Origin of the sequence: Tsukamurella sp. NPDC003166 (assembly GCF_040611135.1) — a bacterium.
GTDB lineage: Bacteria > Actinomycetota > Actinomycetes > Mycobacteriales > Mycobacteriaceae > Tsukamurella.
This window is the reverse complement of the sequence record NZ_JBEXNL010000007.1, coordinates 200,908-223,699: the sequence shown is the minus strand read 5'-3', so window position 1 is coordinate 223,699 and position 22,792 is coordinate 200,908. Positions and strand designations below refer to the sequence as shown.

General features: G+C 70.1%; 17 protein-coding genes. 13 read left to right on the top strand and 4 right to left on the bottom strand.

Annotation, left to right across the window (positions count from 1 at the left end):
* Positions 1–299: 299 nt before the first annotated feature.
* Positions 300–1,184, top strand: coding sequence for an oxygenase MpaB family protein (locus ABZX10_RS11130; RefSeq protein WP_355538776.1), 885 nt, complete (start codon positions 300–302; stop codon positions 1,182–1,184).
* Positions 1,185–1,254: 70 nt separating this feature from the next.
* On the opposite strand, the gene ABZX10_RS11125 is transcribed toward ABZX10_RS11130, so the two are convergent.
* On the bottom strand, positions 1,255–2,682 hold the full coding sequence (locus ABZX10_RS11125; protein WP_355538773.1) for a hypothetical protein: 1,428 nt from the start codon (positions 2,680–2,682) through the stop codon (positions 1,255–1,257).
* Positions 2,679–4,268, bottom strand: coding sequence for a Rieske 2Fe-2S domain-containing protein (locus ABZX10_RS11120; protein ID WP_355538794.1), 1,590 nt, complete (start codon positions 4,266–4,268; stop codon positions 2,679–2,681). The genes ABZX10_RS11125 and ABZX10_RS11120 overlap by 4 nt, the downstream gene beginning before the upstream one ends.
* Before the next feature lie 102 nt (positions 4,269–4,370).
* Between ABZX10_RS11120 and ABZX10_RS11115 the strand changes: the two genes are divergently transcribed.
* The 11 genes from ABZX10_RS11115 to ABZX10_RS11065 all read left to right on the top strand — a co-directional run bounded on the left by ABZX10_RS11115 (position 4,371) and on the right by ABZX10_RS11065 (position 19,154).
* Entirely contained in the window at positions 4,371–5,135 is a 765-nt protein-coding gene (locus tag ABZX10_RS11115; protein WP_355538770.1) for a lysophospholipid acyltransferase family protein, read from the top strand.
* Complete coding sequence (locus ABZX10_RS11110) at positions 5,128–5,988, top strand: HAD family hydrolase (RefSeq protein WP_355538767.1); 861 nt, start codon at positions 5,128–5,130, stop codon at positions 5,986–5,988. The genes ABZX10_RS11115 and ABZX10_RS11110 overlap by 8 nt, the downstream gene beginning before the upstream one ends.
* A 294-nt stretch (positions 5,989–6,282) precedes the next feature.
* Entirely contained in the window at positions 6,283–8,418 is a 2,136-nt protein-coding gene (locus ABZX10_RS11105; RefSeq protein WP_355538764.1) for a SpoIID/LytB domain-containing protein, read from the top strand.
* A 107-nt stretch (positions 8,419–8,525) separates the two neighbouring features.
* Positions 8,526–9,725, top strand: coding sequence for a UDP-galactopyranose mutase (glf, locus tag ABZX10_RS11100; protein WP_355538761.1), 1,200 nt, complete (start codon positions 8,526–8,528; stop codon positions 9,723–9,725).
* Positions 9,726–11,621, top strand: a complete 1,896-nt coding sequence (locus ABZX10_RS11095) for a glycosyltransferase (protein ID WP_355538758.1) — start codon at positions 9,726–9,728, stop codon at positions 11,619–11,621.
* 35 nt (positions 11,622–11,656) lie between these two features.
* Entirely contained in the window at positions 11,657–12,211 is a 555-nt protein-coding gene (locus ABZX10_RS11090; protein WP_355538791.1) for a phosphatase PAP2 family protein, read from the top strand.
* Positions 12,211–13,131: a decaprenyl-phosphate phosphoribosyltransferase gene (locus ABZX10_RS11085; RefSeq protein ID WP_355538755.1), complete on the top strand. Its 921-nt coding sequence runs from the start codon at positions 12,211–12,213 to the stop codon at positions 13,129–13,131. The genes ABZX10_RS11090 and ABZX10_RS11085 overlap by 1 nt, the downstream gene beginning before the upstream one ends.
* A complete protein-coding gene (gene zomB / locus ABZX10_RS11080) occupies positions 13,061–15,118 on the top strand; it encodes a flagellar motor control protein ZomB (protein WP_355538752.1) in 2,058 nt (685 codons plus the stop codon). The genes ABZX10_RS11085 and zomB overlap by 71 nt, the downstream gene beginning before the upstream one ends.
* Positions 15,119–15,221: 103 nt before the next feature.
* Entirely contained in the window at positions 15,222–15,875 is a 654-nt protein-coding gene (locus ABZX10_RS11075) for a hypothetical protein (RefSeq protein WP_355538749.1), read from the top strand.
* A 2-nt stretch (positions 15,876–15,877) separates the two neighbouring features.
* A complete protein-coding gene (locus ABZX10_RS11070; RefSeq protein ID WP_355538746.1) occupies positions 15,878–17,533 on the top strand; it encodes a hypothetical protein in 1,656 nt (551 codons plus the stop codon).
* 7 nt (positions 17,534–17,540) lie between these two features.
* Positions 17,541–19,154 carry a dihydrolipoamide acyltransferase gene (locus tag ABZX10_RS11065; RefSeq protein WP_355538743.1) on the top strand — a complete coding sequence of 538 codons (1,614 nt, stop codon included), beginning with the start codon at positions 17,541–17,543 and terminating at the stop codon, positions 19,152–19,154.
* On the opposite strand, the gene ABZX10_RS11060 is transcribed toward ABZX10_RS11065, so the two are convergent.
* The gene (locus tag ABZX10_RS11060) at positions 19,135–19,947 is read right to left on the bottom strand and encodes a helix-turn-helix domain-containing protein (RefSeq protein WP_355538740.1); all 813 of its coding nucleotides are present in this window, start codon (positions 19,945–19,947) and stop codon (positions 19,135–19,137) included. The two genes, ABZX10_RS11065 and ABZX10_RS11060, sit on opposite strands and share 20 nt — an antisense overlap.
* A gap of 223 nt (positions 19,948–20,170) precedes the next feature.
* The gene (locus ABZX10_RS11055; RefSeq protein WP_355538737.1) at positions 20,171–21,031 is read right to left on the bottom strand and encodes an alpha/beta hydrolase; all 861 of its coding nucleotides are present in this window, start codon (positions 21,029–21,031) and stop codon (positions 20,171–20,173) included.
* A 103-nt stretch (positions 21,032–21,134) separates the two neighbouring features.
* Here ABZX10_RS11055 and ABZX10_RS11050 point away from each other — a divergent pair, with 103 nt between their 5' ends.
* Positions 21,135–22,754 carry an alpha/beta hydrolase-fold protein gene (locus tag ABZX10_RS11050; RefSeq protein ID WP_355538734.1) on the top strand — a complete coding sequence of 540 codons (1,620 nt, stop codon included), beginning with the start codon at positions 21,135–21,137 and terminating at the stop codon, positions 22,752–22,754.
* The last annotated feature ends 38 nt before the right edge of the window (positions 22,755–22,792 follow it).

The window sequence follows — 22,792 nt, the reverse complement described above, 5'->3', positions numbered from 1 at the left end:
GGCGCATCATCTGGCCACTGACTGATCGCAAGACGGATCCGGGCATCAACAGGCTCATTCCTCGGCACCGATCAATGCGACCACCCCGAGCGCCGCTGCCGGAGCGAGAAGTGTCACCACCAACCACCCCCACACTGTCACCGATGTCCTGATGCAGAACCGTCACCGATGTCGTGCGACATAACAGTCGCCCGGAAAGGGTCGATGACGAGGGGCGACGTCGCACCCGGGATCACGTCCATGTGAATGAATGTTCTCAAACTCTTGCGATCGCGTGTGATGTGGTTCACGATAGATTTATGACCAAGATCTATCGCATGCGGCGGCGGACGCCGGAGACTCTGGACGATCTCGTGACCCTGGCGGGGCTGTCGAACAACGCGGCCAATGTCGTGATGCAGCTCGCGATCCCCGGTGTCGGGCACGGTGTCGAGGAGAGTCGCGTGGCGTCCGGCCGGGCGATCGATCGGCCGCTCAAGCGGGCCCGGACGACGACGCAGTACCTGGCCGTCGCGCTGTACGGCTCGGAGCGGGACCGGTCGGTGTATCGCAGGGCCATCGCGGAGGTGCATTCGCACGTCCACTCCACCGAGGACAGCCCGGTCCGTTACAGCGGAAACTCCCGGAAGCTGCAGCTCTGGGTCGCTGCGTGCCTGTTCTACTACTACGTCGATCAGTACGAGCTGGTGCACGGCCCGCTCGACGAGTCCGCGCTGGACCGGCTCACCGTCGAGGCCTCCGTGCTCGCGACGGGCGTGAACGTGACCGCCGAGGAGTGGCCGCAGACCTGGGCCGATTTCACGGCCTACTGGGAGAAGTCGCTCGACGACGTCGCGATCGCCCCCGAGGTCCGCGCGTACCTCGACGACCTCGCCACGCTGCGGTTCGTCCGGGAGCCGTGGGGTCCGATCGGCGTCGCGCTCGCCGCGCTGCTCGGCCGCCCGTACAACTTCTTCACGCGCGGCACCGTCCATCCCCGCATCCGCGCGGCGATGGGCTGGTCGTGGAGCGATGCCGAGCAACGGCGACTCGAGCGGCTCATGCGCCTCGTCGCGGTGGCCGACCGGGTGTTCCCGGGGAGCCTGCTGTACCGCGCCTACCTCGTCGACCTGCGCGCCCGGGTGGTGCTGGGGCGCAATCCGCTCGGCACCACCCACCTCGACGACGGTGCCCGTGCGGCCTGACCCGCAGGCGCGCGGGCCGTGCCCGACCCGCGGTCCGACGGTCCGCCCCGGATCAGACCTCGATCCCGGATCAGACCTCGATCTGCTCCGCGAGCTTGGTGAGCCGGAAGCGGGCCATCGCGAGGTTCGCGCGCGAGCGGTCCAGCACCAGGTAGAGGAACAGGTCGTCGGAGCCCTGGTTGATCGGCCGGACGATCTGGTACTGGGTGCCGAGCGTGATGAGGATGTCCTCGATGTGATCGTCGAGGTCCATGTCGCCGAGCGTGCGGCCCATGGCCTGGACGAGCGCGGAGTTGCCCGCCGCAGCCACCTCGAGGTTGAAACTCGACGGCTCGCCCGCCGTGGCCAGCGCCATGCCGCTCTGCGCGTCGACGAGCGCGACGCCCAGCGCGCCGTCGATGTTCATCGCTTCGTTCAAGGACTCGTTGAATTCGGTCATGTCACCGGGTTCCTTCGGCTCGTGCTCGACCTGCAGCGTCTGCAGGGTTTCGGCGTCGACGTAGGTTTCATCGATCTGGGTGTACGGGAACGGATCGATCGCGAGCGGCTCGCGGAACACCGGCTGTGCCGGCTCCTCGACGCCCGCAGTCTCCTCAGCCGCGGCCCCCTCCGCGGGCTCCTCCGCAGCCGGCTCCTCCGCGTCGTGCTCATGATCCACGAACTCGGCGTGCTGCACCTGAGCTTCGTGCACCTCGCCGTCCTGGATCTCCGACTCGTACGGCTGCACCGGCTCCTCGTCGAGGTCCGCTGCGACCTCCCCGGCAGCGTCCGCCGCCTCGTGCGCGTGCACCTCCACATCGACCACCTCGACGTCGATGTACGAATCGTCCGGCTCGTCGAGAGTCTCGGCCACCGGCTCGTCGTGCGGGGCGAAGGTCGCCTCGAAGGTCTGGTCGGCACCGTCGGGCGACGACACGGGCTCGGCCCAGAGGGCCTCCGCGCGGCCCTCGGCGCGCGGCTCGAACCGCGGCGGCGCGAACTGATCGAAGCCCCCGTCGAATGTGGTCGCGGACGAGTTCGACGCCGTCTGCGGGCCCGTGGAGGTGCTGTAGCCGAAGCCGCCGATGACACCCGCGTCGAAGGTGTCCGACGCCTGCTGCACACCCTGGAAGGTCTCGGAGGTCAGCGGGTCCGTCAGCGGGTCGGGCTTGGCGGCCCGCGCCTCGGGTGCCGGACCTCCGGCCGGGGCCGCCGACGGTGCCCCGGTAGGACCGACCGACGGCGAACCCGGTGCCTGCGGCGGCGCGCCCGCCGCGGCGCGCGCAGCCTCCTGCGCGGCGACCTGGACCTCCGGCGGCGGGATCACCCGCGGCCGCCGCGGCGCCGGAGGCACCTGGCCCGGCGAGGGCGTGCCGGACGGGCGGGGCGGCACCGTCGGGCCGGCCGGAGCGGGCGGGGGCGCCGGGCGCGAGCCCATGCCGGTGTCGTGGACGCCGTAGTAGTCCTCGACACGCTGCCGATTGCTCGGCGGTCGCCGGTTCGGATTCGGGCCGCTCATGTGAGCTTCTTCGCGCGGATCTCGTGGCCGCTGGAGGTCAGGCAGCGGCCGGACTCGAGGTCCCACTGCCAGCCGTGCAGGTTGCAGGTCAGCTTGCCGCCGTCGACCACGCCGAACTTCGACAGGTCCGCCTTGAGGTGCGGGCAGCGGCGCTGCACCTCCCAGCCGTCCAGCTCGGTCGACGCGGTGTCGTCGTGCGCCTCGGAGAACCAGCCGTCGGCGTAGGCGATCCGCTCGTCGGTGAGGCACTTGAAGAAGGTGTAGAGGAACTCGTTGTAGCCGCCGATGCGCCAGGTGGTGAACCGCGTCGACAGGAAGATCGTGTTCACCCAGTCGGGCTCGTCGTCGCGGAGCACCGTGCGCACCAGCTCGGCGGCGATGCGGAAGCCGTACCGGTACTTGCCGTCGCCTTCCTCCGGGCTGCGGACCGTGCGGTTCGGGAAGTCGAGCACCACGGTCTCCACCGAGCCGTCGGGCGAGGCCATCTCCAGCCCGACCGCGTAGCCGATCCCATCGCTGATCAGCGCGGACGCCTGCATGATCGGCTCGAACTTGGCCTTCAGCGGCTCGAGCAGCGGCACCCCGTCGTCGGCCGCCCAGGTGGCCTTCTCGGCCTCGAGGAGCGGCGCCTGGCGCGCCGCGAAGGCGTCCAGGTAGGCGGTCTTGTTCTCGAAGATGTCCATCACCTCGGCCTCGGAGACCGGGTGCGTCAGGGACTTCAGCTCCTTGCCCGCGAAGTCTCCGACGGTGCCGGGGATGAACAGCAGGCCCCCGTCGTTGCCGTTCTTCTTCATCTCCTCGAGGAAGGTGATCTGGTCCGGGAAGATGTTCGACGGGTCGCCGCCGATCGTCTCGCGGTCCACGCGGCCCTCGTCGTTGAGGTAGCGCAGCTCGGGGTCGAGGAACGCGGGCGGGCCCGCCGACGGCACGACCCAGGTGCCGGCGACCTGGTCGACGTAGCTACGCGCGCGGTCCATGCCGCGCTGGCGCTTCTGCTCGGCGAAGCGGCGCTTGGAGCCCTTCGGCATGTCGTAGACCATCGGGTACCAGATGGCGCCCGAGTACTGCAGCAGGTGCACGTCGACGCCGCCGAACTCGTCGAGCACCTCCATGTCCACGGGGCGGGCGTCGTTCATGTTGAACAGCACCGTCTCGCCGTCGGAGACGACGAGGCCCGAGTCGCCGATGGGGCCGTCCGCGGGGGCGCGCAGGGCGATGATCATCACGTCCAGGTCGCCCTTGGGGCCGCTGATCGTGTGCTTCACCGAGTCCTGCGTCTCGAAGAACTTCGTGAAGCCCAGCTTCTCCAGCTCGCGCCGCAGGTCCGGCACCGGGTAGTCCGGCAGCAGGACGGTCGCGTCCTTGCTGACGTTCTCGGCCAGGTTCTTCGCGTCGAAGTGGTCGCGGTGCAGGTGGGAGACGTAGAGGTAGTCGACGTCACCCAGGGCTTTCCAGTCCAGCTGCGTGTTGTCCGGGAACGGGAACCACGACGCGAAGTACGCGGGGTTCACCCACGGATCGCACAGGATGGTGCCTGCGGCGGTGGAGATGTGGAAACCCGCGTGCCCGACGCTGGTGACCTGCACGGTGAAGCCTTTCGCCTGTTTCACTGACCAGTACAGCCTAATGGGAGCGTCGACACCTCGGCTGCGGCACCGCGCAGACGTGGCCACGGTTACTCTTGCGGTGTGGAACCCGTCTACGGAACGATTCTCGAAGTTGCCCGCGGTATGTGGGCCTTCCAAGGCATCAAGTTCACCGAGGTGGACTTCCATAAGTTCCCCCGCACGGGCGGGGCTGTGGTCGCCATCAATCACACCGGCTACCTCGACTTCCCCTTCGCCGGGAAGCCCGCCTACGACGCCGGCCGACGCAAGGTGCGGTTCATGGCGAAGAAGGAGGTCTTCGACAACTCGAAGTCGGGGCCGATCATGCGGGCGCTGCGGCACATCCCCGTCGACCGCGAGGCCGGCGCGTCGGCCTACGCGGCCGCGGTCGATGCCCTGAGGTCCGGCGAGCTCGTCGGCGTGTACCCCGAGGCCACCCACAGCCGCAGCTTCGAGCTCAAGGGCTTCAAGTCCGGCGCGGCCCGGATGGCGATCGAGGCGAACGTGCCCATCATCCCCGTCGTGGTCTGGGGCGCCCAGCAGATCTGGACCAAGGGCCTGCCCAAGCGGCTCGGCCGGAACAAGTTCCGCATCGTCATCGGCGTGTGCGATGCGCTCGATCCCGTCGGGCCGCCCGAGGAGCTGACCGCGCGGCTCAAGGAGTCGATGCAGGCCATGCTTCTGCAGCTGCAGGACCTGTACGGCCCGCACCCCCAGGGCGAGCCCTGGGTGCCCGCGCGCCTGGGCGGCACCGCGCCCACGCTGGAGGAGGCCGATGCGATGGACGCCGCCGACCTCGACGAGCGACGTCGCGCCCGGGAGGACCGGCAGGCAGACGGTGCCTGACGACCGTCCGCGCGAGGCGCCCGGGCTCGACGTACTCGGCCCGGCCCCGCTGCTCGTCGCGAGCGATGTCGACGGGACCCTGGTGGACGACGACGAGCGGATCAGCTTGCGCACGCACGTCGCGCTGAACGCCGTGCAGGCGTCGGGCGGGCACTTCGTGCTGGCCACCGGGCGGCCGCCGCGCGCCGTCGACCCGATCGCCGCGCAGCTGGACTTCGCGCCGCTCGCGGTCTGCGCGAACGGCGCCGTGCTGTACGACACCGGGACCTCGCAGGTCGTCTCGGCGTCGCTGATGTCGCCGGAGCTGCTGGACAGGGTCGCCGAGCTGGTCCGCCGACACCTCCCCGGCGCGGGTTTCGCCGCCGAGCGCGTGGCCCGGGGCGAGCACGACTCCGCCACCCCGCGGTTCGCGGCGTCCACCGGGTATCAGCACGCCTGGCTTGAGCCGGACACGGTCACCGCCGCCGACGCGGAGGTGCTCGCGCACCCGGCCGTGAAGCTCCTGGTCCGGCAGCCGGGATTGACCTCCGACGAGATGTCCGCCCGGATCCTCCCGCACCTCGACGGTGTCGCCGACGTCACCTACGCCACCAACAACGGCCTCATCGAGTTCCACGTCCCGGGGGTCACCAAGGCCACGGGCATCCGCGCCGCGATGGAGCATCTCGGTCTCGCGGCCGACGTCCGCACCGCCGCCTTCGGCGACATGCCCAACGACTCGGAGATGCTCCGCTGGGCCGGGGTCGGGGTCGCGATGGCCAATGCGCACCCCGCGGCCCTCGACGCCGCGAACCTCGTCACGGCGACCAATCTCGACGACGGGGTCGCCCGGGTCCTGGAGCGCTGGTTCTAGGAGGTTCGACGGTGCGCCGTTGGCCGGGCCGGCTGGGCCGGGCCGGGTGGGGGCGTCACCGCTCGCTTGAACCTCCTCCCGCTCGCCCAGCGGCTCGGGTCGTCCGATGCGCTCGACGGCGTCGTCCCCACCCGTCCCTCGTGCCGTCGCCGTCTCGCGAAGCCGGCTACCGCTGTGACCAATGTGACTAATGTTGCTTACGTGACGAATGTTGCTGATGGTGTTAGTCTCGACCTCACGTTGAGCGTTGTCCCGTCCGGGCACGGCTCACCTGCGTCGAGCTAAGGAGAAACCATGCCCGTATGGATCGACGGTGGCCCGCGTCGCCGCCGCGTACGGCGTACCGTCGCCCTGGCGATGCTCCCGGCACTGGCCGTGGGTGGCGCGGCGGCGCTGCTCAGCACCACGAACATCGTCGGCGATCCGCAGCTCACGGCGGGTAGCGAGGTCACCTTCACCGGCCAGGGCAACGGCCACGGCCGGGGACTCGGCCAGTGGGGCGCCTTCGGCTACGCGAAGTCCGGATGGACGGCCGAACAGATCGTCGCGCACTACTACGGTGGCTCCCAGCTCTCCCGCGCGGACACGAACCTGCCCGTGCGCGTGCAGCTCACCACGCAGAAGGCGGCGAACGTCCTCGCCCCGGCCGGCGCCAAGATCGGCGACCAGCAGATCGCGCCCGGCCAGGCCGTGCGCATCGACGGCGACAAGGCCGTCATCACCACCGGTTGTGGCGGCCCCGTCGTCAAGACCGTCCCGGCCGGGGACGCGACGATCACCCCGCTGAACGGCGCGGCCAACCGTCCGACGGCCGAACTCCTGAAGTTCTGCGGCACCAACGCCACCTACCGGGGCGCGGTCGCCGCGAAGGACGGCAAGGTCTTCAACGTCGTCAACATCGAGGACTACCTGCGCGGCGTGGTCCCGGTCGAGAGCAAGGCCGAGTGGGCCGACCAGGGTGGCTACGAGGCCCTGCGCGCCCAGGCGATCGCCGCCCGCTCCTACGCGCTCGCCGAGGGCGCCAAGCGCGGCGACACGTACAACGACACCCAGGACTCCCAGGTCTATGGCGGCGCCGCCAAGGAGGACCCGCGCACCGACAAGGCCGTCGCGAGCACCGCGGGCCTGGTCATGGCGAAGAACGGCTACGCGGTGCCCACCGAGTTCTCCAGCTCCACCGGCGGCTTCACCGCGGGCGGCGATTTCACGCCCGTCAAGGACGACGGCGACGTCGTCTCGCCCTACCGGAACTGGACGCAGAAGGTGCCGACGGCGAAGATCGCGCAGGAGTTCGGCGTCGGCACGTTCACGTCCATCCGCGTGACCAGGACGCAGTCCGCCCAGGCGCCCCGGGTCGAGGCCGTCGAGATCGTCGGTAAGACCAAGACCGTCACCGCGACGGGCGCGGACGTCCGCAAGAAGCTCGGCCTGCGCTCGGACTGGTTCACCATCGACGGCCAGGCCCCGGCCGCCGCGCCCGCCCCCGGCACCCCGAGCAGCCCCGGCGCGACGCCCGCGCCCGTTGCTCCCGGCGCGGGCACGGCACCGTCGGGCTCCTCCGCGGCACCGGTCCCCGGGCGGGTCGTGGACCGACAGATCGTGGCGGCCCCGGTCGACCCGTTCAACCCCGTCCCGACCGCGCCGAACGCCGCACAGTCCGCGCCCGAGGCCGCCGGCACGGCGACCGCTGCGGCGTCGGCCGTCACAGCGGCACCCGCCGCCCCGGCCGTCCCGACGGTGCCCGGCGCCGCCCCGGCGGCACCCGCGACGCCCGCTGCTCCGGCGGCCCCCGCCGCCGCGTCGGTCCCGACCGCGCCCGCCGCACCCGTGATCCCGGGCATCCCCGCGCCGCCGACCGCGTCCGCGGTCGCGCCCGTGGCGCAGGCCGTCACCGGCAAGGCCGCCGTCGAGGCCGCGTACGCCGGTGCGGGCGGCGAGGCCGGCACGCTGGGCAAGGCGGTCTCGAACCCGATCACGTTCCCGGACGGCTCGATGTTCCAGTCGTATCAGAACGGCACGATCTACTACACGAAGGCGAACGGCGCCCAGGTGGTGCCCTCGGGCGTCGCGGCCCCCACGACGCTGCTGAACTGGGTCACCGCGTTCGCGTCGGGCGGCGCGCCGAGCCTGCCGCCGCTGCCGCTGCTCAACCTGATCCCCGGTTGGGGCGACCTGCTCGGGATCAATCCGAGCGCCACCGCGGCCGCGCCCGCGTCCGGCGTGCCCGCCGTGCCGGTGACCCCCGGCGCATCGTCGAGCGCGGCGGCGACCCCGGCCGTTCCGTCCGCGCCCGCGGCCCCGTCGGCCCCCGCGGCGGCCGCTGCCACCCCGGCGACGACCCCGGCGGCGCCGAACACCCCTGCCGCTGTCGCTCCGGCCGCGGGCTCGACCCCGTTGGCCGTCCCGACGGTGCCGGGCGCGCCGCAGTGACGAGGGCCGTGGCGGCCGGCTCCGGGGAACCGGCGCCGGCCCGCCTCGGTCACAGCGCTCGGCAGGGTGGCGTCATGGACGCCGTCCGGCCGGTACCCTGAACGTCCGTGGCAACCTCCTCTCCCCAGTCCTATGACCTCATCGTCGTCGGCTCCGGCTTCTTCGGCCTGACCATCGCCGAGCGCACGGCCGCTGAGCTGGGCAAGCGGGTCCTCGTCGTCGAGCGCCGGCACCACCTCGGCGGCAACGCCTACTCCGAGGCGGAGCCCGAGACCGGCATCGAGATCCACAAGTACGGCGCGCACCTGTTCCACACGTCCAACGAGCGGGTGTGGGAGTACGTCAACAAGTTCACCGACTTCACCGGCTACCAGCACCGCGTCTTCGCGATGCACAAGGGCCAGGCCTACCAGTTCCCGCTGGGCCTGGGCCTGGTCAGCCAGTTCTTCGGCCGCTACTTCACGCCCGACGAGGCGAAGGCGTTGATCCAGGAGCAGGCCGCCGAGTTCGACGCCAAGGACGCGCAGAACTTCGAGGAGAAGGCGATCAGCCTGATCGGCCGCCCCCTCTACGAGGCCTTCATCAAGCACTACACGGCCAAGCAGTGGGAGACCGACCCGAAGAACCTGCCCGCCGGCAACATCACCCGCCTGCCCGTGCGGTACAACTTCGACAACCGCTACTTCAACGACACCTACGAGGGCCTGCCCGTCGACGGATACACCGCGTGGCTGGAGAACATGGCCGCGTCGGACCTCATCGACGTGCGCCTCGACACCGACTGGTTCGACGTCCGTGACGAGATCGTCGCCGCCTCGCCGGACGCGCCGATCGTCTACACCGGCCCCCTGGACCGCTACTTCGACTACTCCGCCGGCCGCCTCGGGTGGCGCACGCTGGACTTCGAGACCGAGGTGCTGCCCACCGGTGACTTCCAGGGCACCCCGGTGATGAACTACAACGACGCCGACGTGCAGTACACCCGCATCCACGAGTTCCGCCACTTCCACCCCGAGCGGGACTACCCCACGGACAAGACCGTGATCATGCGCGAGTTCGGCCGCTTCGCGAACGACGACGACGAGCCCTACTACCCGATCAACACCCCGTCGGACCGCGAGATGCTCGCGGCCTACCGGGCCCTGGCCAAGACCGAGGCCGCGGAGCGCAAGGTGCTCTTCGGCGGCCGGCTCGGCACCTACCAGTACCTCGACATGCACATGGCCATCGCCAGCGCGCTGTCGATGTTCGACAACACCCTGCGCCCGCATCTCGAAACCGGTGCCGCGCTCGCCGAGGAGGCCTAAGTGACCAGCGCGAAGACCCTGCTGCAGCGCGTCATCCTGCCGCGCCCGGGCGAACCGCTCGACGTGCGGTCGCTGTACATCGAGGAGGCCGAGACCAACTCGCGCCGCTCGCACGCGCCCACCCGCACCCAGCTGAACGTCGCCGGTGAGTCCGAGGTCAGCTTCGCCACCTACTTCAACGCCTTCCCGGCGTCGTACTGGCGCCGCTGGACCGTTCTGAAGGACGTGGTGCTGCGGATCGAGCTCAAGGGCACGGCCCGCGTCGACCTCTACCGCTCCAAGGTCGACGGTGCCCGCATCGCCCTGGGCGGCGGGCTGGTCGAGACCGACGCCACCGGCTACGGCATCGCCGAATTCGCCACCGACCTCGGCCCGTTCGAGGACGGCGGCTGGATCTGGTTCGACGTGACCGCCGATTCCGACACCGAGATCCTCTCCGCCGGCTGGTACGCAACCCTCGGCGAGGAGGGCCTGCCGGCCAAGCGCGTCACCGTCGGCATCCCCACCTTCAACCGGCCCGACGACGCCGTGGCCGCGATCGCCGCCCTGACCAGCGATCCGCTGGTCGACGAGGTGATCGACGCCGTCCTCATGCCCGACCAGGGCAACCGGAAGGTCATCGACCACCCGGATTTCGCGACCGCCGTTGCACCCCTGGGGGAGCGCTATCACCGCTTCGAACAGGGCAACCTCGGCGGCTCCGGCGGCTACGGCCGCATCATGTACGAGGCGCTGCGCCTGACCGACAGCCCGTACGTGCTGTACATGGACGACGACATCGCGATCGAGCCGGATTCGATCCTGCGCGCGCTGCAGTTCGCGCGGTTCGCGAAGACCCCGATGCTGGTCGGCGGGCAGATGCTCAACCTGCAGGATCGCAGCCACCTGCACTGCATGGGCGAGGTCATCGACCGCAACACCTTCATGTGGACCGCGGCGCCGTTCGTCGAGTACGACCACGACTTCGCGGAGTACCCGCTGAAGGACAAGGAGAACAGCAAGAATCTGCATCGGCGCATCGACGTCGACGGCAACGGCTGGTGGATGTGCCTCATCCCGCGCGTCGCCGCCGAGGAGATCGGCCTGCCGATGCCGCTGTTCATCAAGTGGGACGACTGGGACTACGGCCTGCGCGCCGCCCGGGCCGGCTACCCGACGGCGACGGTGCCCGGCATCGCGATCTGGCACATGGCCTGGTCCGACAAGGACGACGCCATCGACTGGCAGGCGTACTTCCACCTGCGCAACCGGCTGGTCGTCGCCGCGATCCATCACGAGGGCAGCACCCGGGGCATCATGACCAGCTCCATCAAGGCGCTGATGAAGCACCTGCTGTGCCTCGAGTACTCGACCGTCGCGATCCAGATCGAGGCGATGCGCGACTTCCTGCGCGGCCCCGAGGCGCTCCACGAGCTGCTGCCCACCGCGCTGCCGAAGATCGCCGCGATGCGCAAGGAGTACCCGGACGCCGTGGTGCTGCCCAGCGCCACCGAGCTGCCGCGCACCAGCGGCCAGGCCACCGCGTTCGGCACGAAGATCCCGCTGAACCCCGTCACCAAGGTCACGACGCTGGCGAAGGCCGTGCGCAACAACCTGCGTCCTGCTGATCCGCGCAACCACGAGGTGCCGCAGGCCAACTACCCGCCGCTCGAGGCGCGCTGGTTCAGCCTGGGCCGGGTCGACGGGGTGACCGTCACCACCGCCGACGGCCGCGGCGTGGTCTACCGGCAGCGCGACCGGGAGAAGATGTTCGCGCTCATGCGCGAGAGCCTCGCCGTGCACCGGGAGGTGGACCGCCGCTTCGCCGAGATGCAGCAGCGCTACCGCGCCGCGTACCCCGAACTGACCAGCCGGGAGGCGTGGTCGACGATCTTCGAGCCCGAGGAGACGAAGTGACCGACAACCCGGAGCAGGCGCTCAAGCCGGAGGAGATGATCCTCGTCGGCGTGCAGGCGCAGTTGGCCGGCCGGCCCGGGGTGCTCCCGGCGGCCCGCGGCCTGAGCCACTTCGGTGAGCACTCGCTCGGCTGGCTCGGCCTGGCCGCGCTCGGCGCGGTGCTGCAGCCGCAGCGTCGCCGGGAATACGTGACGGCCGGCGTGGGCGCCTTCGTCGCGCACGCGGCGTCCGTGGTGATCAAGCGGATCGTCCGGCGCAGGCGCCCCGACCATCCGTACATCACCGTCGGCGTGGGGACCCCGAGCAAGCTGAGCTTCCCGTCCTCGCACGCGACGTCCTCGACGGCCGGCGCGATCCTGCTGGGCCGAGCGTCCGGCGTGCCCGGCGGAGCCGTGCTCGCGCCGGCCGCGGTCGTGCCGCCGATGCTCACCTCGCGCATGGTGCTCGGCGTGCATTACCCGACCGATGTGGCGGCCGGTGCCGCGATCGGTGCCGTGACCGCGCTCGCCGCGATCGAGGGTGAGAGACTGTGGGCTGACCGAGCGGTGCGTTGCTCCGCGAAGAACCAGAGCAAGGGACCGAAGAGCTGATGAGCGAGGAGCCGATCGAGCACGGCGAGCCGAAGGCACCGTCGAACCTCGCCAGCGGATTGGTCAAGGCCATCCGGCCCCGGCAGTGGGTCAAGAACGTCCTGGTCGTGGTCGCCCCGCTCGCCGCGGGCAAGGACCAGCTGGAGCACGTCAACTTCGCGGGCGTCGGCGTCGCGTTCATCGCGTTCTGCCTGGCCGCGTCCTCGATCTACCTGATCAACGACGCGCTCGACGTCGAGGCCGACCGCGCGCACCCGACCAAGCGCTTCCGACCCATCGCCGCCGGCGTGGTGCCGGTGAACCTGGCCTACGTGCTGTCGGTGCTGTTCGGGGCCGGCGCCATCGCCGTCTCGTTCCTCGCGAACTGGCATCTGGCCGTGGTCATCGCGGTGTACATCGTGATCCAGCTCGGCTACTGCTTCGGCCTCAAGCACCAGGCCGTCATCGACATCTGCATCGTCAGCTCCGGCTTCCTGCTCCGCGCCGTCGCCGGTGGGGTCGCCGCCGACCTGCCCAAGGGCCTGTCGCAGTGGTTCCTGCTGGTGATGGCCTTCGGCTCGCTGTTCATGGCCGCGGGCAAGCGCTACGCCGAGCTGCAGCTCGCGGAGCGCACCGGCGCGAAGATCCGCAAGTCGCTCGAGTACTACACCACCACCTACCTGCGCTTCGTCTGGACGCTCGCCGCGACGGCCGTCGTCCTCTGCTACGGCCTGTGGGCCTTCGACAAGACCGCGCACGCGAGCAACATCTGGTACTCGCTGTCGATGGTGCCCTTCACCGTCGCCATCCTCCGGTACGCCGTCGACGTCGACGGTGGCGAGGCGGGCGAGCCCGAGGAGATCGCCCTGGGTGACCGCGTGCTGCAGGTGCTCGCGATCGCGTGGATTGGAACCGTCGTTGCCGCGGTCTACTTCGCCTGACGAGACGGCCCCGTCGAGCACGACCGACGCCGGGGCCCCGTCGAGGATCTCCGCACCCCGGGTCAGTCTCTGGCTCGGGGTCGTGGTCTGTGCGGTGGCGTTCGCGTACGGCGCGTGGGAGCGCCGGTGGATCGCCGACGACGGGCTGATCGTCCTGCGGACCGTCCGGAACCTGCTGGCCGGCAACGGCCCCGTGTTCAACGTGGGCGAGCGCGTCGAGGTCAACACCTCTGCGGCCTGGACCTACATCATCTGGTTCTTCTCGTGGATCAGCGGCGTGCAGACCGAGTACGTGGTGCTCACCGTCGCGTTGGTGTTGTCCGTCGCCGCGATCCCGTTGGCGATGCTCGGCACGGCCCGCCTGTACAAGGGCGGCGCGGGCTGGTCGCGGCTGCGCGGCTCGGGGCTGCTGCTCCTGCCCGCGGGCGGCCTGGTCTACATGGCGCTGCCGCCGGCGCGCGACTTCGCGACCTCCGGCCTCGAGGTGTCGCTGACCATCTTCTGGGTCGCGCTGCTGTGGTGGCTGGCCGTCGCCTGGTCGCAGGCCGACCGCGATCCGGTCGAGCGGCGCGATGTCGTCCGGTACTGGGCCCTGACGCTCTCCACCGCCTTCGTCGCGGGCCTGTCCTGGCTGGTCCGGCCCGAGATGGCACTGGTCGGCGGTCTGGTGCTGCTCGTGATGTTCGCGGCGCCCATCGGCTGGCGGCTGCGGCTGGGGATCACCGCGGCCGGTGGATTCCTCCCCGTCGCGTACCAGATCTTCCGGATGGGCTACTACGGCCTGCCGGTGCCGAACACGGCCGTCGCGAAGGACGCCACCGGCTCCAAGTGGGGCCAGGGCTTCACCTACCTGATGAACCTCGTGGAGCCGTATTCGCTGTGGCTGCCCGTGCTGGCGCTGCTCCTGGCGATGCCGCTGCTGCTCCTGCCCGCGCGCGGCGCGCGCGCCCCGCTGACCGGCCGGTTCCGCCTGCCCCGCGGCGCCCGCGGCCTGCGCGACCAGCTGCAGCGCCCCGCGGTGATCGTGGCCGTGATGTTCCTCGGCGGCGTCGCCGAGACTCTGTACTGGCTGCGTCAGGGCGGCGACTTCATGTCCGGCCGCGTCCTGCTCGCGCCGCTGTTCCTGCTGCTCCTGCCCGTGATGGTGATCCCGCTGCGGATCCCCGCGCGGCAACCGGGCGACTCGAAGGTCCGCGGCCTCGCGCGGCTCGCCGGCGGCACCGCGGGCGCCGCGATCGCGGCGGTGCTCTGGGTCCTCGTCATCGGCTGGGCCCTGCACGCCACGACGCTGCGGGGCCAGCCCGACGGGACCTCCATCGGCCGGACCGGCATCGTCGACGAGCGGGCGTTCTACTCCCTGCAGACGGGCCACGCGCACCCGATCACCGCCGACGACTACCTGGACTACCCGCGCATGCACGCGCTCCAGGAGATCCTCCGCCAGACCCCGCGGGGCGGCGTCTACCTGCCGTCCATCGACTATGACTGGTGGTTCATCGATCCGCTGCCCTACCCGCGGCCGGACGACGTGCCGCTGCGGCAGACGGTGTTCTTCACCAACCTCGGCATGACCGGGATGAACCTGCCGCTCGACGTGCGCGTGTGGGACCAGATCGGCCTCGCCTGGCCGATGGCCTCGCACACCGCGCGGCTCGAGGACGGGCGGATCGGGCACGACAAGGACATGTTCCCGGACTGGGCCGTGGCGGAGGCCAAGGCCTATCCGAAGCGTCCCGCGCTGCCGGGCTTCATCGACCCCGACTGGGTGAACCAGTCCCGGGTCGCGCTGACCTGCCCGCAGATCCAGCAGCTGCAGGCCTCGTACTCGGCCCCGCTGACCTTCGACCTGTTCAAGCGGAACCTCAAGCTGTCGTACGCGAACTACAAGCTGCGCATCGACCGCGTGCCCGAGTACACGCTGCGCATGTGCCGACTCGATGTGCCGCCGCCGCTCACCGACGAGCAGAAGTCGATGCCGAAGCCCTGAATCCGCACGCACGACTGCCCGTGTCACTGAGTGGAATGCCGTTGTTGTTCCCGTATTCCGCTCGCGCGAGGATCGATCCAGCGCGAGACGACGGGAGACGGACATGGCACTCGAATCAGGCGACCACATCTGGTATTACGACGGCCAGGGCAACGATCGGGCGGTGAGCGGGGAGCAGACGTCGACGGAGGCGAACATCCCCCGCCTCGACTGGTTCCCCACCGCCGATCCGAACGTGGCGACGAGCTACTGCGACAACGGTTGGCACATCTACCAGTTCGTGGTGTACGACGAGGAGCTGCGGCGCGGCCAGCCGCAGATGAGAAGCGGCGCAGGGACATTCGCCTGGCTCAACAACAACCCGGGGAACCTGACCAGGGACGGCCGGTCGTACGGACAGTTCGAGGGGAAGGCGAACTGGCACAACTTCATGATCTTCCCGGACTACGACACGGGATTCGCCGCCATCCGGCAGTGGCTGGGCAATAACGGCTACCTGCCCCGCACGATCACGCAGGCGTTCACGAAGTACGCGCCGGGCGGCGACGGGCAGAACTCTCCGGAGAAGTACGCGCAGGACGTCGCGGACGCGGCCGGTGTGGGAACGGACACGCTGCTGAGCGACCTGACCGACGACCAGTGGGCGTTGTTCCTCAACGCCATCGAGAAGGTCGAGGGATCCGTCGAGGGAACCTCGTTCGCCTACAACGATCCCGAGCTGCCGCCCGCGATCGCGGCCCTGGTGAGTGAGGTCTGATCATGCCCATCGACAACGAACCCCGCGCCCTCGCCGTGGACCTGTTGAGCAACGTGCTGAACTACATCAAGCAGAGCACGCCCACCCGTACCGACGGAAAGGCGACTCAGGGGTACGTCTACTCGGTTCTGCGGGTGGGGCAGATGATCTCGCCCGCGGACTACGCGCAGCCGTGGAGCCCGATCGGCGGGACGCCTGCGGATACGGCGACGGCGCAGCAACCGCCCGCGGATCCGGCCGCAGCAGCGACCGCCGCGGCCCAGAAGGCCGCGCAGCAGGCGAACACGAAGCGCGCCCTGAGGGCCACCTTCAACGTCGAGAACCTCGTCGACACCATGCTGGTGGTCACGAACGACGAGACGTTGGAGACGTACAGCGGCGGCGGGCGGCACCTCGGCTTCGCCTATCACGAGATCCTGCAGGCGATGGAGGCATTGCCCACCCCGCCGCGGTCCGCAGACGATCAGGCGCGGCTCGACGCGGCACAGAAGGTGCTCTGGAACGCCGACGGAACACCGACCCCGTTGTACGCGACGTACACGCGGAATCAGACCGCCTTCGCGACGGCCCAGGCTAACTACACGCTCAAGAGCGTCCAGCTGGTGGCGGATCCTGACACCGCGGACCAGGCCGAACTGCTGCTGCGCCCGGAGCAGGCGAAGGTCCAACAGGCGCAGGACCAGTGGAAGACCCAGGGCGCTCCCGACGTGGAGGCCGCACTCGCCGCGATCGAGAGCCTGGGCGTCTCGCTCGAGCAGGGCGCGATCATGGATGCGCGGAAGCTGTACGAAGCCTGGAACATTCCGGTGCTCAACGTCCCCGGCGCGAGCATGCCCTACTCGTTCGTCCTGCCGTCCACCTGGGCGGCCTTCGACAAGGACGACTCCGGTTGGACGCAACTAACCATCAAACAGGACGAGTACACCTCCCACTACGACAGCCATAGCTACAACGTCAACGTCGGCGGCTGGAACGGCGAATCCGAGTCCACATCGGGCGATCTCGGCCTGAGCATCTGCGGATTCGGCTTCAACGGCTCGTACTCCGAGGCGGATTCGAACAGCCACTCCGAATCCTCCTCCGACAGCAAGGACGGCTCGAGTTTCAAGAACGACGCGACGAACCTCACGATCGACTTCGAATACGGGCTGTGCCAGATCGCCCGGCCCTGGATGATGACGGACCTGTTCCGGCTGCAGAACTGGTATCTCAAGGGCGAGAAGGCGAATGTGATCAGCACCGGCAAGGTGGACGATCAGGTCGGGGACGAGAAGGCGCTGTTGCCCATGTTCCCCACGCACTTCCTCGTGATCCGGAACGTGAACATCAGCACCTCGCATTGGGGGAGTGACGGCCAGACCTTGCGCGACTACTACGAGAAGCACAGCAACAGTGCCGAAGAGCACTCCAGCTCCGTCGGAGGCGGCGTGGAGGTGCCGGTCTTCGGTCCGCTCTGCCTGGACGCCGGCGCCTCGCACAGCGAGAGCGGCTACAGCGGAAGCTACTCGGATGAGTCGGGCGGCACGTACTCGAACGACTACAAGGCGCACTTCGACGGCACGACACTGACAGTACGAGGGGCGCAGATCGTCGCGTGGCTCAGTGAGGTGCTCCCAGCCTGCCCGCCGAAAGACGACCCCGCGCTCGCCGCGAAGTAGCCCGGCGATGACGAATTCGCTGGATCCATTGTCCGACGCGGTGTCCCAGTTCTTCCTCGGCAAGATGGGGGCTCCCGCGCCGACGGGGCCGGGCAGCGTCGTCCTGGTACTCGACGCGTTCGGGACGCCGCTGACCCCGGGAGAGTTCGGGGTGGGCGGCACCACGGCGCAGCAGCAGCTGTTCGCCCACGCCCGGGCCGCGCAGCTGGCCGATCAGGTGCCCGCGGAGAATCTGTTCCGTGGCGGCTGGTACCTCGCGCGGCAGGGCAGCCGGCTCTCCCGCTGGTACGGAACCGCGATCTCCGGGGCGGAGTGTGTCAGCTCCTCGGCCTCGGCACGGGCGGCTTTCGAGGCGCGAAAGGCAAGCGCGGGCACAGCGTTCTCGGTGAACGCGCTGCCGGAGGCGGTCGGGGTCACCGGTGCGGGTACCACGGTGGATCCGACCGGAGTCATGGACACGAATTACGCGACGGGGATCGCGCCTCCCGCGTTCTACGCCCCGGGCTCGGACGTGTGGGAGCCTCACACCATCAGTACGCGCGTCCCGGCCGCCGCGGGAGCAGCGGCGGGCGATTCCCGTCCGCCCTTCGTCGTGTTCCACCGCCGCCGCCCGGACTTGGGCGTTCTCCCCGAGCTCGAATCGCTGACCGGAGTGGAGTCGTTCAGCGCGGTCGGCGGGCCGGTCGTCCTCGCGGGCCCGCCGCTCACGCACCCGCTGGACCGGTCGGTGCCGCTCGCGCATGGTCCGGTCGTCTACTCGGATCTCGTCGCCCCGGTCGAGTCGGCCGTTCCCCAGGACGGGGTCGTCGCCGACGACGCCGGAGACGCTGCCGACAGCGCCGCCGGGATCGACGTCGCATTCGAGTACTGCATCGTGCGGTTCTCGCGGCCGTGGTGGGACGAGGTGTTCCTCAGTTCGGCGGACTGGATGCTCCCGGGGTACTACGCCGGGCAAATCGCGAGCGGGAATCCGGCCGACCCGGCCGACCTGATTCCGGCGATCGCGGTCGGTGCGGCCGTGGTGCGGAATCTCTCCATCACCGCGGATTGGAACTCGGGGCAGCGTGCGAGCCTGGCCGCGAGCAACAGCCTCGGGCCGTTCAGCACGTCGGGCGCGTCGCTGGCGGGAGGCACGCTCAGCCGCGCGGGGATGCAGGTGGTCGCGTGGATCTGCCAGGTGCCCCCGGTGCTTCCCCCGCGCGACGATCCCAGCCTGCCGCCGCGCCCCGTCGCCCCTCCCACGACTCCCACGACCGCTTCGACGGGTACTTCTGCGGGCCCGGGCAGCGACGGCTCGGGCCCCGTCACCGTGGCGGACCTGGCGGCGAGGAACGTGACGTGCACGGTACCGGAAGCGGACCTCGCGAGCTGGCTGGCGGACCCGGCGACGACGCCGTATCCGGCGCTGGCGCAGGCCCTGCTGTCGATACTCGGAAACCGCCGCTTCGCGGTTCCGGTGCCTATTGATTGTATTCGTAGTGATTACGAAGAAGAACTACACTACCCATCGCCGCGGCGACGGTCGGACGTCGACGATGCCGGCCTGCAGAAAGCGGTCATCGCGACGTCGCACGAACAGAACGGAACAGACGCCGCGGTGTTCACCGATTTGTTGGAATGATCGCTCGCGTATCCGTGTGAAATTCTGCAGAAATGGCCTCGCCGCACCGGAGCAGGTCGGCGCGGACGCTGGGGCGCGCGATCGCGGACCAGGGCGCGGTGAGGCCGACCGCTCCGACGACGTGCCCGGATCCGTCGGTCACCCTGCCGACCGCACACGCCCACCCGAGGCGGACCTGCTCGGCCTCGATCGCGTAGCCGGATTCGCGGTACCGGTCGAGCGCCTCGAGGATCCGTCGCGGCGAGGCCTGGCTCATCGGGGTGAGCGGCGCCAGGGGCCGAGTGAGCAGGGACGGCACGCGCTCCGGGTGCTCCGCGAGGAACGCCTTGCCCAGCATGGTGAACACGAACCGGTCGCCCAGCCGGCGCGCTGTCGGCCAGTTGTCTGGGCGCATCGTCGCAGGTACGGTGCTGTCGAGTGAGGCGGCGGCCAGTCGGATCTCGGCACCGTCGAACCGGGCGAACCAGGCCACGGCGCACCTGCTGCGCGCGGAGAGTTCCTGCAGATGCGGTTGGGCGGCGAGATCCGTGCACCCGCCCGCCGCTCGTGCCGCCTGGCTCGCGAGGCGGGTGCCGGGCGCGTACCCGGGCCCGACGCGGGCGAGCATCCGTCGCGCGACGAGCGCGTTCGCGATCCGTAGCGCGCTCGGTTTCGGGATGCCGGTCGCGCGGCTGAGTTCGGCAAGGGCCACGGGCTGCGTTGCGTCGGTGACGACGTCGAGAATCGCGAGCGCCCGCCCGATTACGGTGTGATCATCAATTCCGCTTTCGTGATCATGCGTGGCGACGGACATCATCCCTCCCGACGTCTCCCGTAATTACCGCGTCCGTGTGCGACATTCAATGATGCTCCGTTTTTGAACAGAATTCGAGCCCCACGACAATTGGCGGCAATTTTGCGATCAAGAATGAACGGATTATCGTGTGTAAGATTCAGACCGTGAAGACGGCGCGATTACTCGGTGCGATCGCGGATTGCTCCGTGCACACGATCCGGACGGTACGGCGCCGCGGCGGTCAGAGCCGGTGCCGGTCCAGGAACTCCTCGATCGCCGCGGCGAAGACCTGGTTGTCGTCGCCCGCGACCATGTGCCCGGCGCCGCTCACGTCGGCGACCTCGGCCTGCGGCACGCGCTGGAGCATCTTCTGTACACCCTCCTCGCTGACCACGTCGGACTTGCCGCCGCGAACGATGAGCGTGGGGACGGTGACCCGGGCGGCCGCGGCGCCGAGCCGGTCCTTGTCCTGGATGCGGGCCTCGCCGCGGTCGTCGCCGCGGATGAACGCCGGGTCCCAGTGCCAGTACCAGCGGCCGTCGGCGCGCTGCCGCACGTTCTTCTTCAGGCCCTCGAGGTTGCGGGCGCGCTTGCGGGCGGGGTTGTAGGCGGCGACGGCGTCGGCGACCTCCTCGAGCGTGGCGAAGCCGTCGGTGTGCGCGGAGAGGAACTCGGTGACGCGGTCGATGCCCTTGGGCTCCACGTCCACCACGACGTCCACGAGCACCAGCGCGGAGGCGATACCGGGGTTCTCGCCGACCGCGCACAGGCTGGTGATCCCGCCGAGCGAGGCTCCGATCAGGACGGGCGGCGGACCGTCGAGCGTGTCCAGCACGGCCAGGAGGTCTCCGACGAAGTCGGCCAGTGCGTAGGAGCCGTCCGCCGCCCAGGCGGTGTCGCCGTGTCCGCGCGCGTCGAGTGTGATGACGGTGTGTCCTCGTGCCGCCAGCGCCGCGGCGGTGCGGTCCCACGAGTGCCGGGTCTGCCCACCGCCGTGCAGCAGCACGAGCGTCGTGCCGCCCTCGCCCCAGCGGTCGCCCGCGATCGTCAGGCCGGCGGCATTGACGGTGAACGGCTGCGAGGACGGGTACATTTCGGTCATCGAACAGTCCTATCACGACTGCAACGGCCGGTGACCCGGACCACCCTCCGCGCGGCACCGGGACCGCGAATGACACGCGTGTAACACTGGTCCCATGTCATCGATGGGCCGATTCGGAACGCTGCTCGTCGCCGGTGCGCTGGCGGCCGGAACCGTCGTCGCGGCACCGTCGACCCTGACCACCGCGCCCGCCCACGCGGACCCGGCCCCGGCGAAGTCCCGGATCGTGGGCGCGCAGTGGCAGGGGGACCACCAGGTGGATCTGACCGTCTACTCCGCGGCGATGAACGACACGATCACGGTCCAGCTGCTGCTGGCCCGCGACTGGCACGCGGACCCGAAGGCACGCTTCCCCACGCTCTACCTGCTCGACGGGATGCGGGCGCGGGAGGACCGCAACGGCTGGCTGATCGAGACGAACGTCGCGGACTTCTACCGCGACAAGAACGTGACCGTCGTGCTGCCCGTCGGCGGCCAGTCCAGCTGGTACACCGACTGGAAGCGCCCCGACAACGGCAAGAACTACCAGTGGGAGACCTTCCTCGCGAAGGAACTGCCTCCGCTGCTGCAGCAGGGTTGGCGGGCCACCGACGTCCGCGCCGCGGCCGGCGTCTCCATGGGCGGCACTGCCGCGTTCACCCTGGCGGCCCGCAACAAGGGGCTCTACCGGTTCGCGGGCTCCTACTCCGGCATCCTGTCGACCAGCACACCCGGTACGCCGGAGTCGATCGCGCTCGCCATGCGCGACGCCGGCGGCTTCAACGCCGACGCCATGTACGGCCCGCCGACGGATCCCGCGTGGGCGCAGCACGACCCGCTCAAGCTCGCGGAACAGTTGCGCGGCGTGAGCCTGTATTTCAGCTCCGGCAACGGCTCCGGCGGCACCGGCGCGCCCACCGACCTGCAGGCGATGGCGCTCGAGGTGCTCTCGCGGTCCTCCAACCAGGCCTTCGCGGTCGAGCTCAACCGCCTCGGCATCCCCGCGAACGCGCTCTACCGGCCGTCGGGCAACCACAGCTGGCCGTACTGGCAGTTCGAGAACGGCCAGGCGTGGCCGCAGGTGCAGTCGGCGCTGGGCGTCGCGAACCCGAAGCCGTGCGGCATCGGCGGGGCGATCGCCGAGGCCGCACCGAAGACTCCGGCGCTCGGATCGTGCGTCACCGTCGAGTACGCCGTTCCCGGCGGCCGGGCGCAGGACTTCCGCGGCGGGCAGGTGTTCTGGTCGGCCGACACGGGCGCCCAGGTGGTGGGCGGCGCGATCGGCGGCGCCTACCTGGGTGCGGGCGGCCCCGGCGGCGCGCTCGGTTACCCGACGGCGGGGGAGCGGGCCCTGCCCGACAAGAACGGCCGCTACCAGCAGTTCCAGCACGGCACCGTGTACTGGACGCCGCAGACGGGCGCACGAGCGGTGCGCGGCAAGATCGGCGAGAAGTACGCCGCACTGAACTTCGAGCGCTCGGCACTCGGCCTGCCCGTCTCCGACGAGACGAAGCTCGCCGGCGGAGCCTTCCAGCGCTTCCAGGGCGGGCAGATCTACTGGTCGCCGAAGACGGAGGCGGCGGTCGTGAGCGGCCCCATCTACGCGGAATGGGGCCGTCAGGGCTACGAGGCGGGCCGGCTCGGCTACCCGCTCGCCGACGGTACGCCGATCCCCGGTGGCTGGGAGCAGCGCTTCGAGCACGGCGTGATCGCCCTGGTGAACGGCGTGGCCACCACGCGCTGACGCCCGTCCTGGGGTTGCGCTTCACCGCTGCCGGTAGC

Coding starts and splice junctions, on each gene's coding strand:
- ABZX10_RS11130 (WP_355538776.1), top strand. CDS start 300: ATGACCAAGATCTATCGCATGCGGCGGCGGACGCCGGAGACTCTGGAC.
- ABZX10_RS11065 (WP_355538743.1), top strand. CDS start 17,541: ATGACGAATTCGCTGGATCCATTGTCCGACGCGGTGTCCCAGTTCTTC.
- ABZX10_RS11050 (WP_355538734.1), top strand. CDS start 21,135: ATGGGCCGATTCGGAACGCTGCTCGTCGCCGGTGCGCTGGCGGCCGGA.
- ABZX10_RS11090 (WP_355538791.1), top strand. CDS start 11,657: ATGATCCTCGTCGGCGTGCAGGCGCAGTTGGCCGGCCGGCCCGGGGTG.
- ABZX10_RS11085 (WP_355538755.1), top strand. CDS start 12,211: ATGAGCGAGGAGCCGATCGAGCACGGCGAGCCGAAGGCACCGTCGAAC.
- ABZX10_RS11075 (WP_355538749.1), top strand. CDS start 15,222: ATGGCACTCGAATCAGGCGACCACATCTGGTATTACGACGGCCAGGGC.
- ABZX10_RS11105 (WP_355538764.1), top strand. CDS start 6,283: ATGCCCGTATGGATCGACGGTGGCCCGCGTCGCCGCCGCGTACGGCGT.
- ABZX10_RS11060 (WP_355538740.1), bottom strand. CDS start 19,947: ATGTCCGTCGCCACGCATGATCACGAAAGCGGAATTGATGATCACACC.
- ABZX10_RS11055 (WP_355538737.1), bottom strand. CDS start 21,031: ATGACCGAAATGTACCCGTCCTCGCAGCCGTTCACCGTCAATGCCGCC.
- ABZX10_RS11070 (WP_355538746.1), top strand. CDS start 15,878: ATGCCCATCGACAACGAACCCCGCGCCCTCGCCGTGGACCTGTTGAGC.
- ABZX10_RS11125 (WP_355538773.1), bottom strand. CDS start 2,682: ATGAGCGGCCCGAATCCGAACCGGCGACCGCCGAGCAATCGGCAGCGT.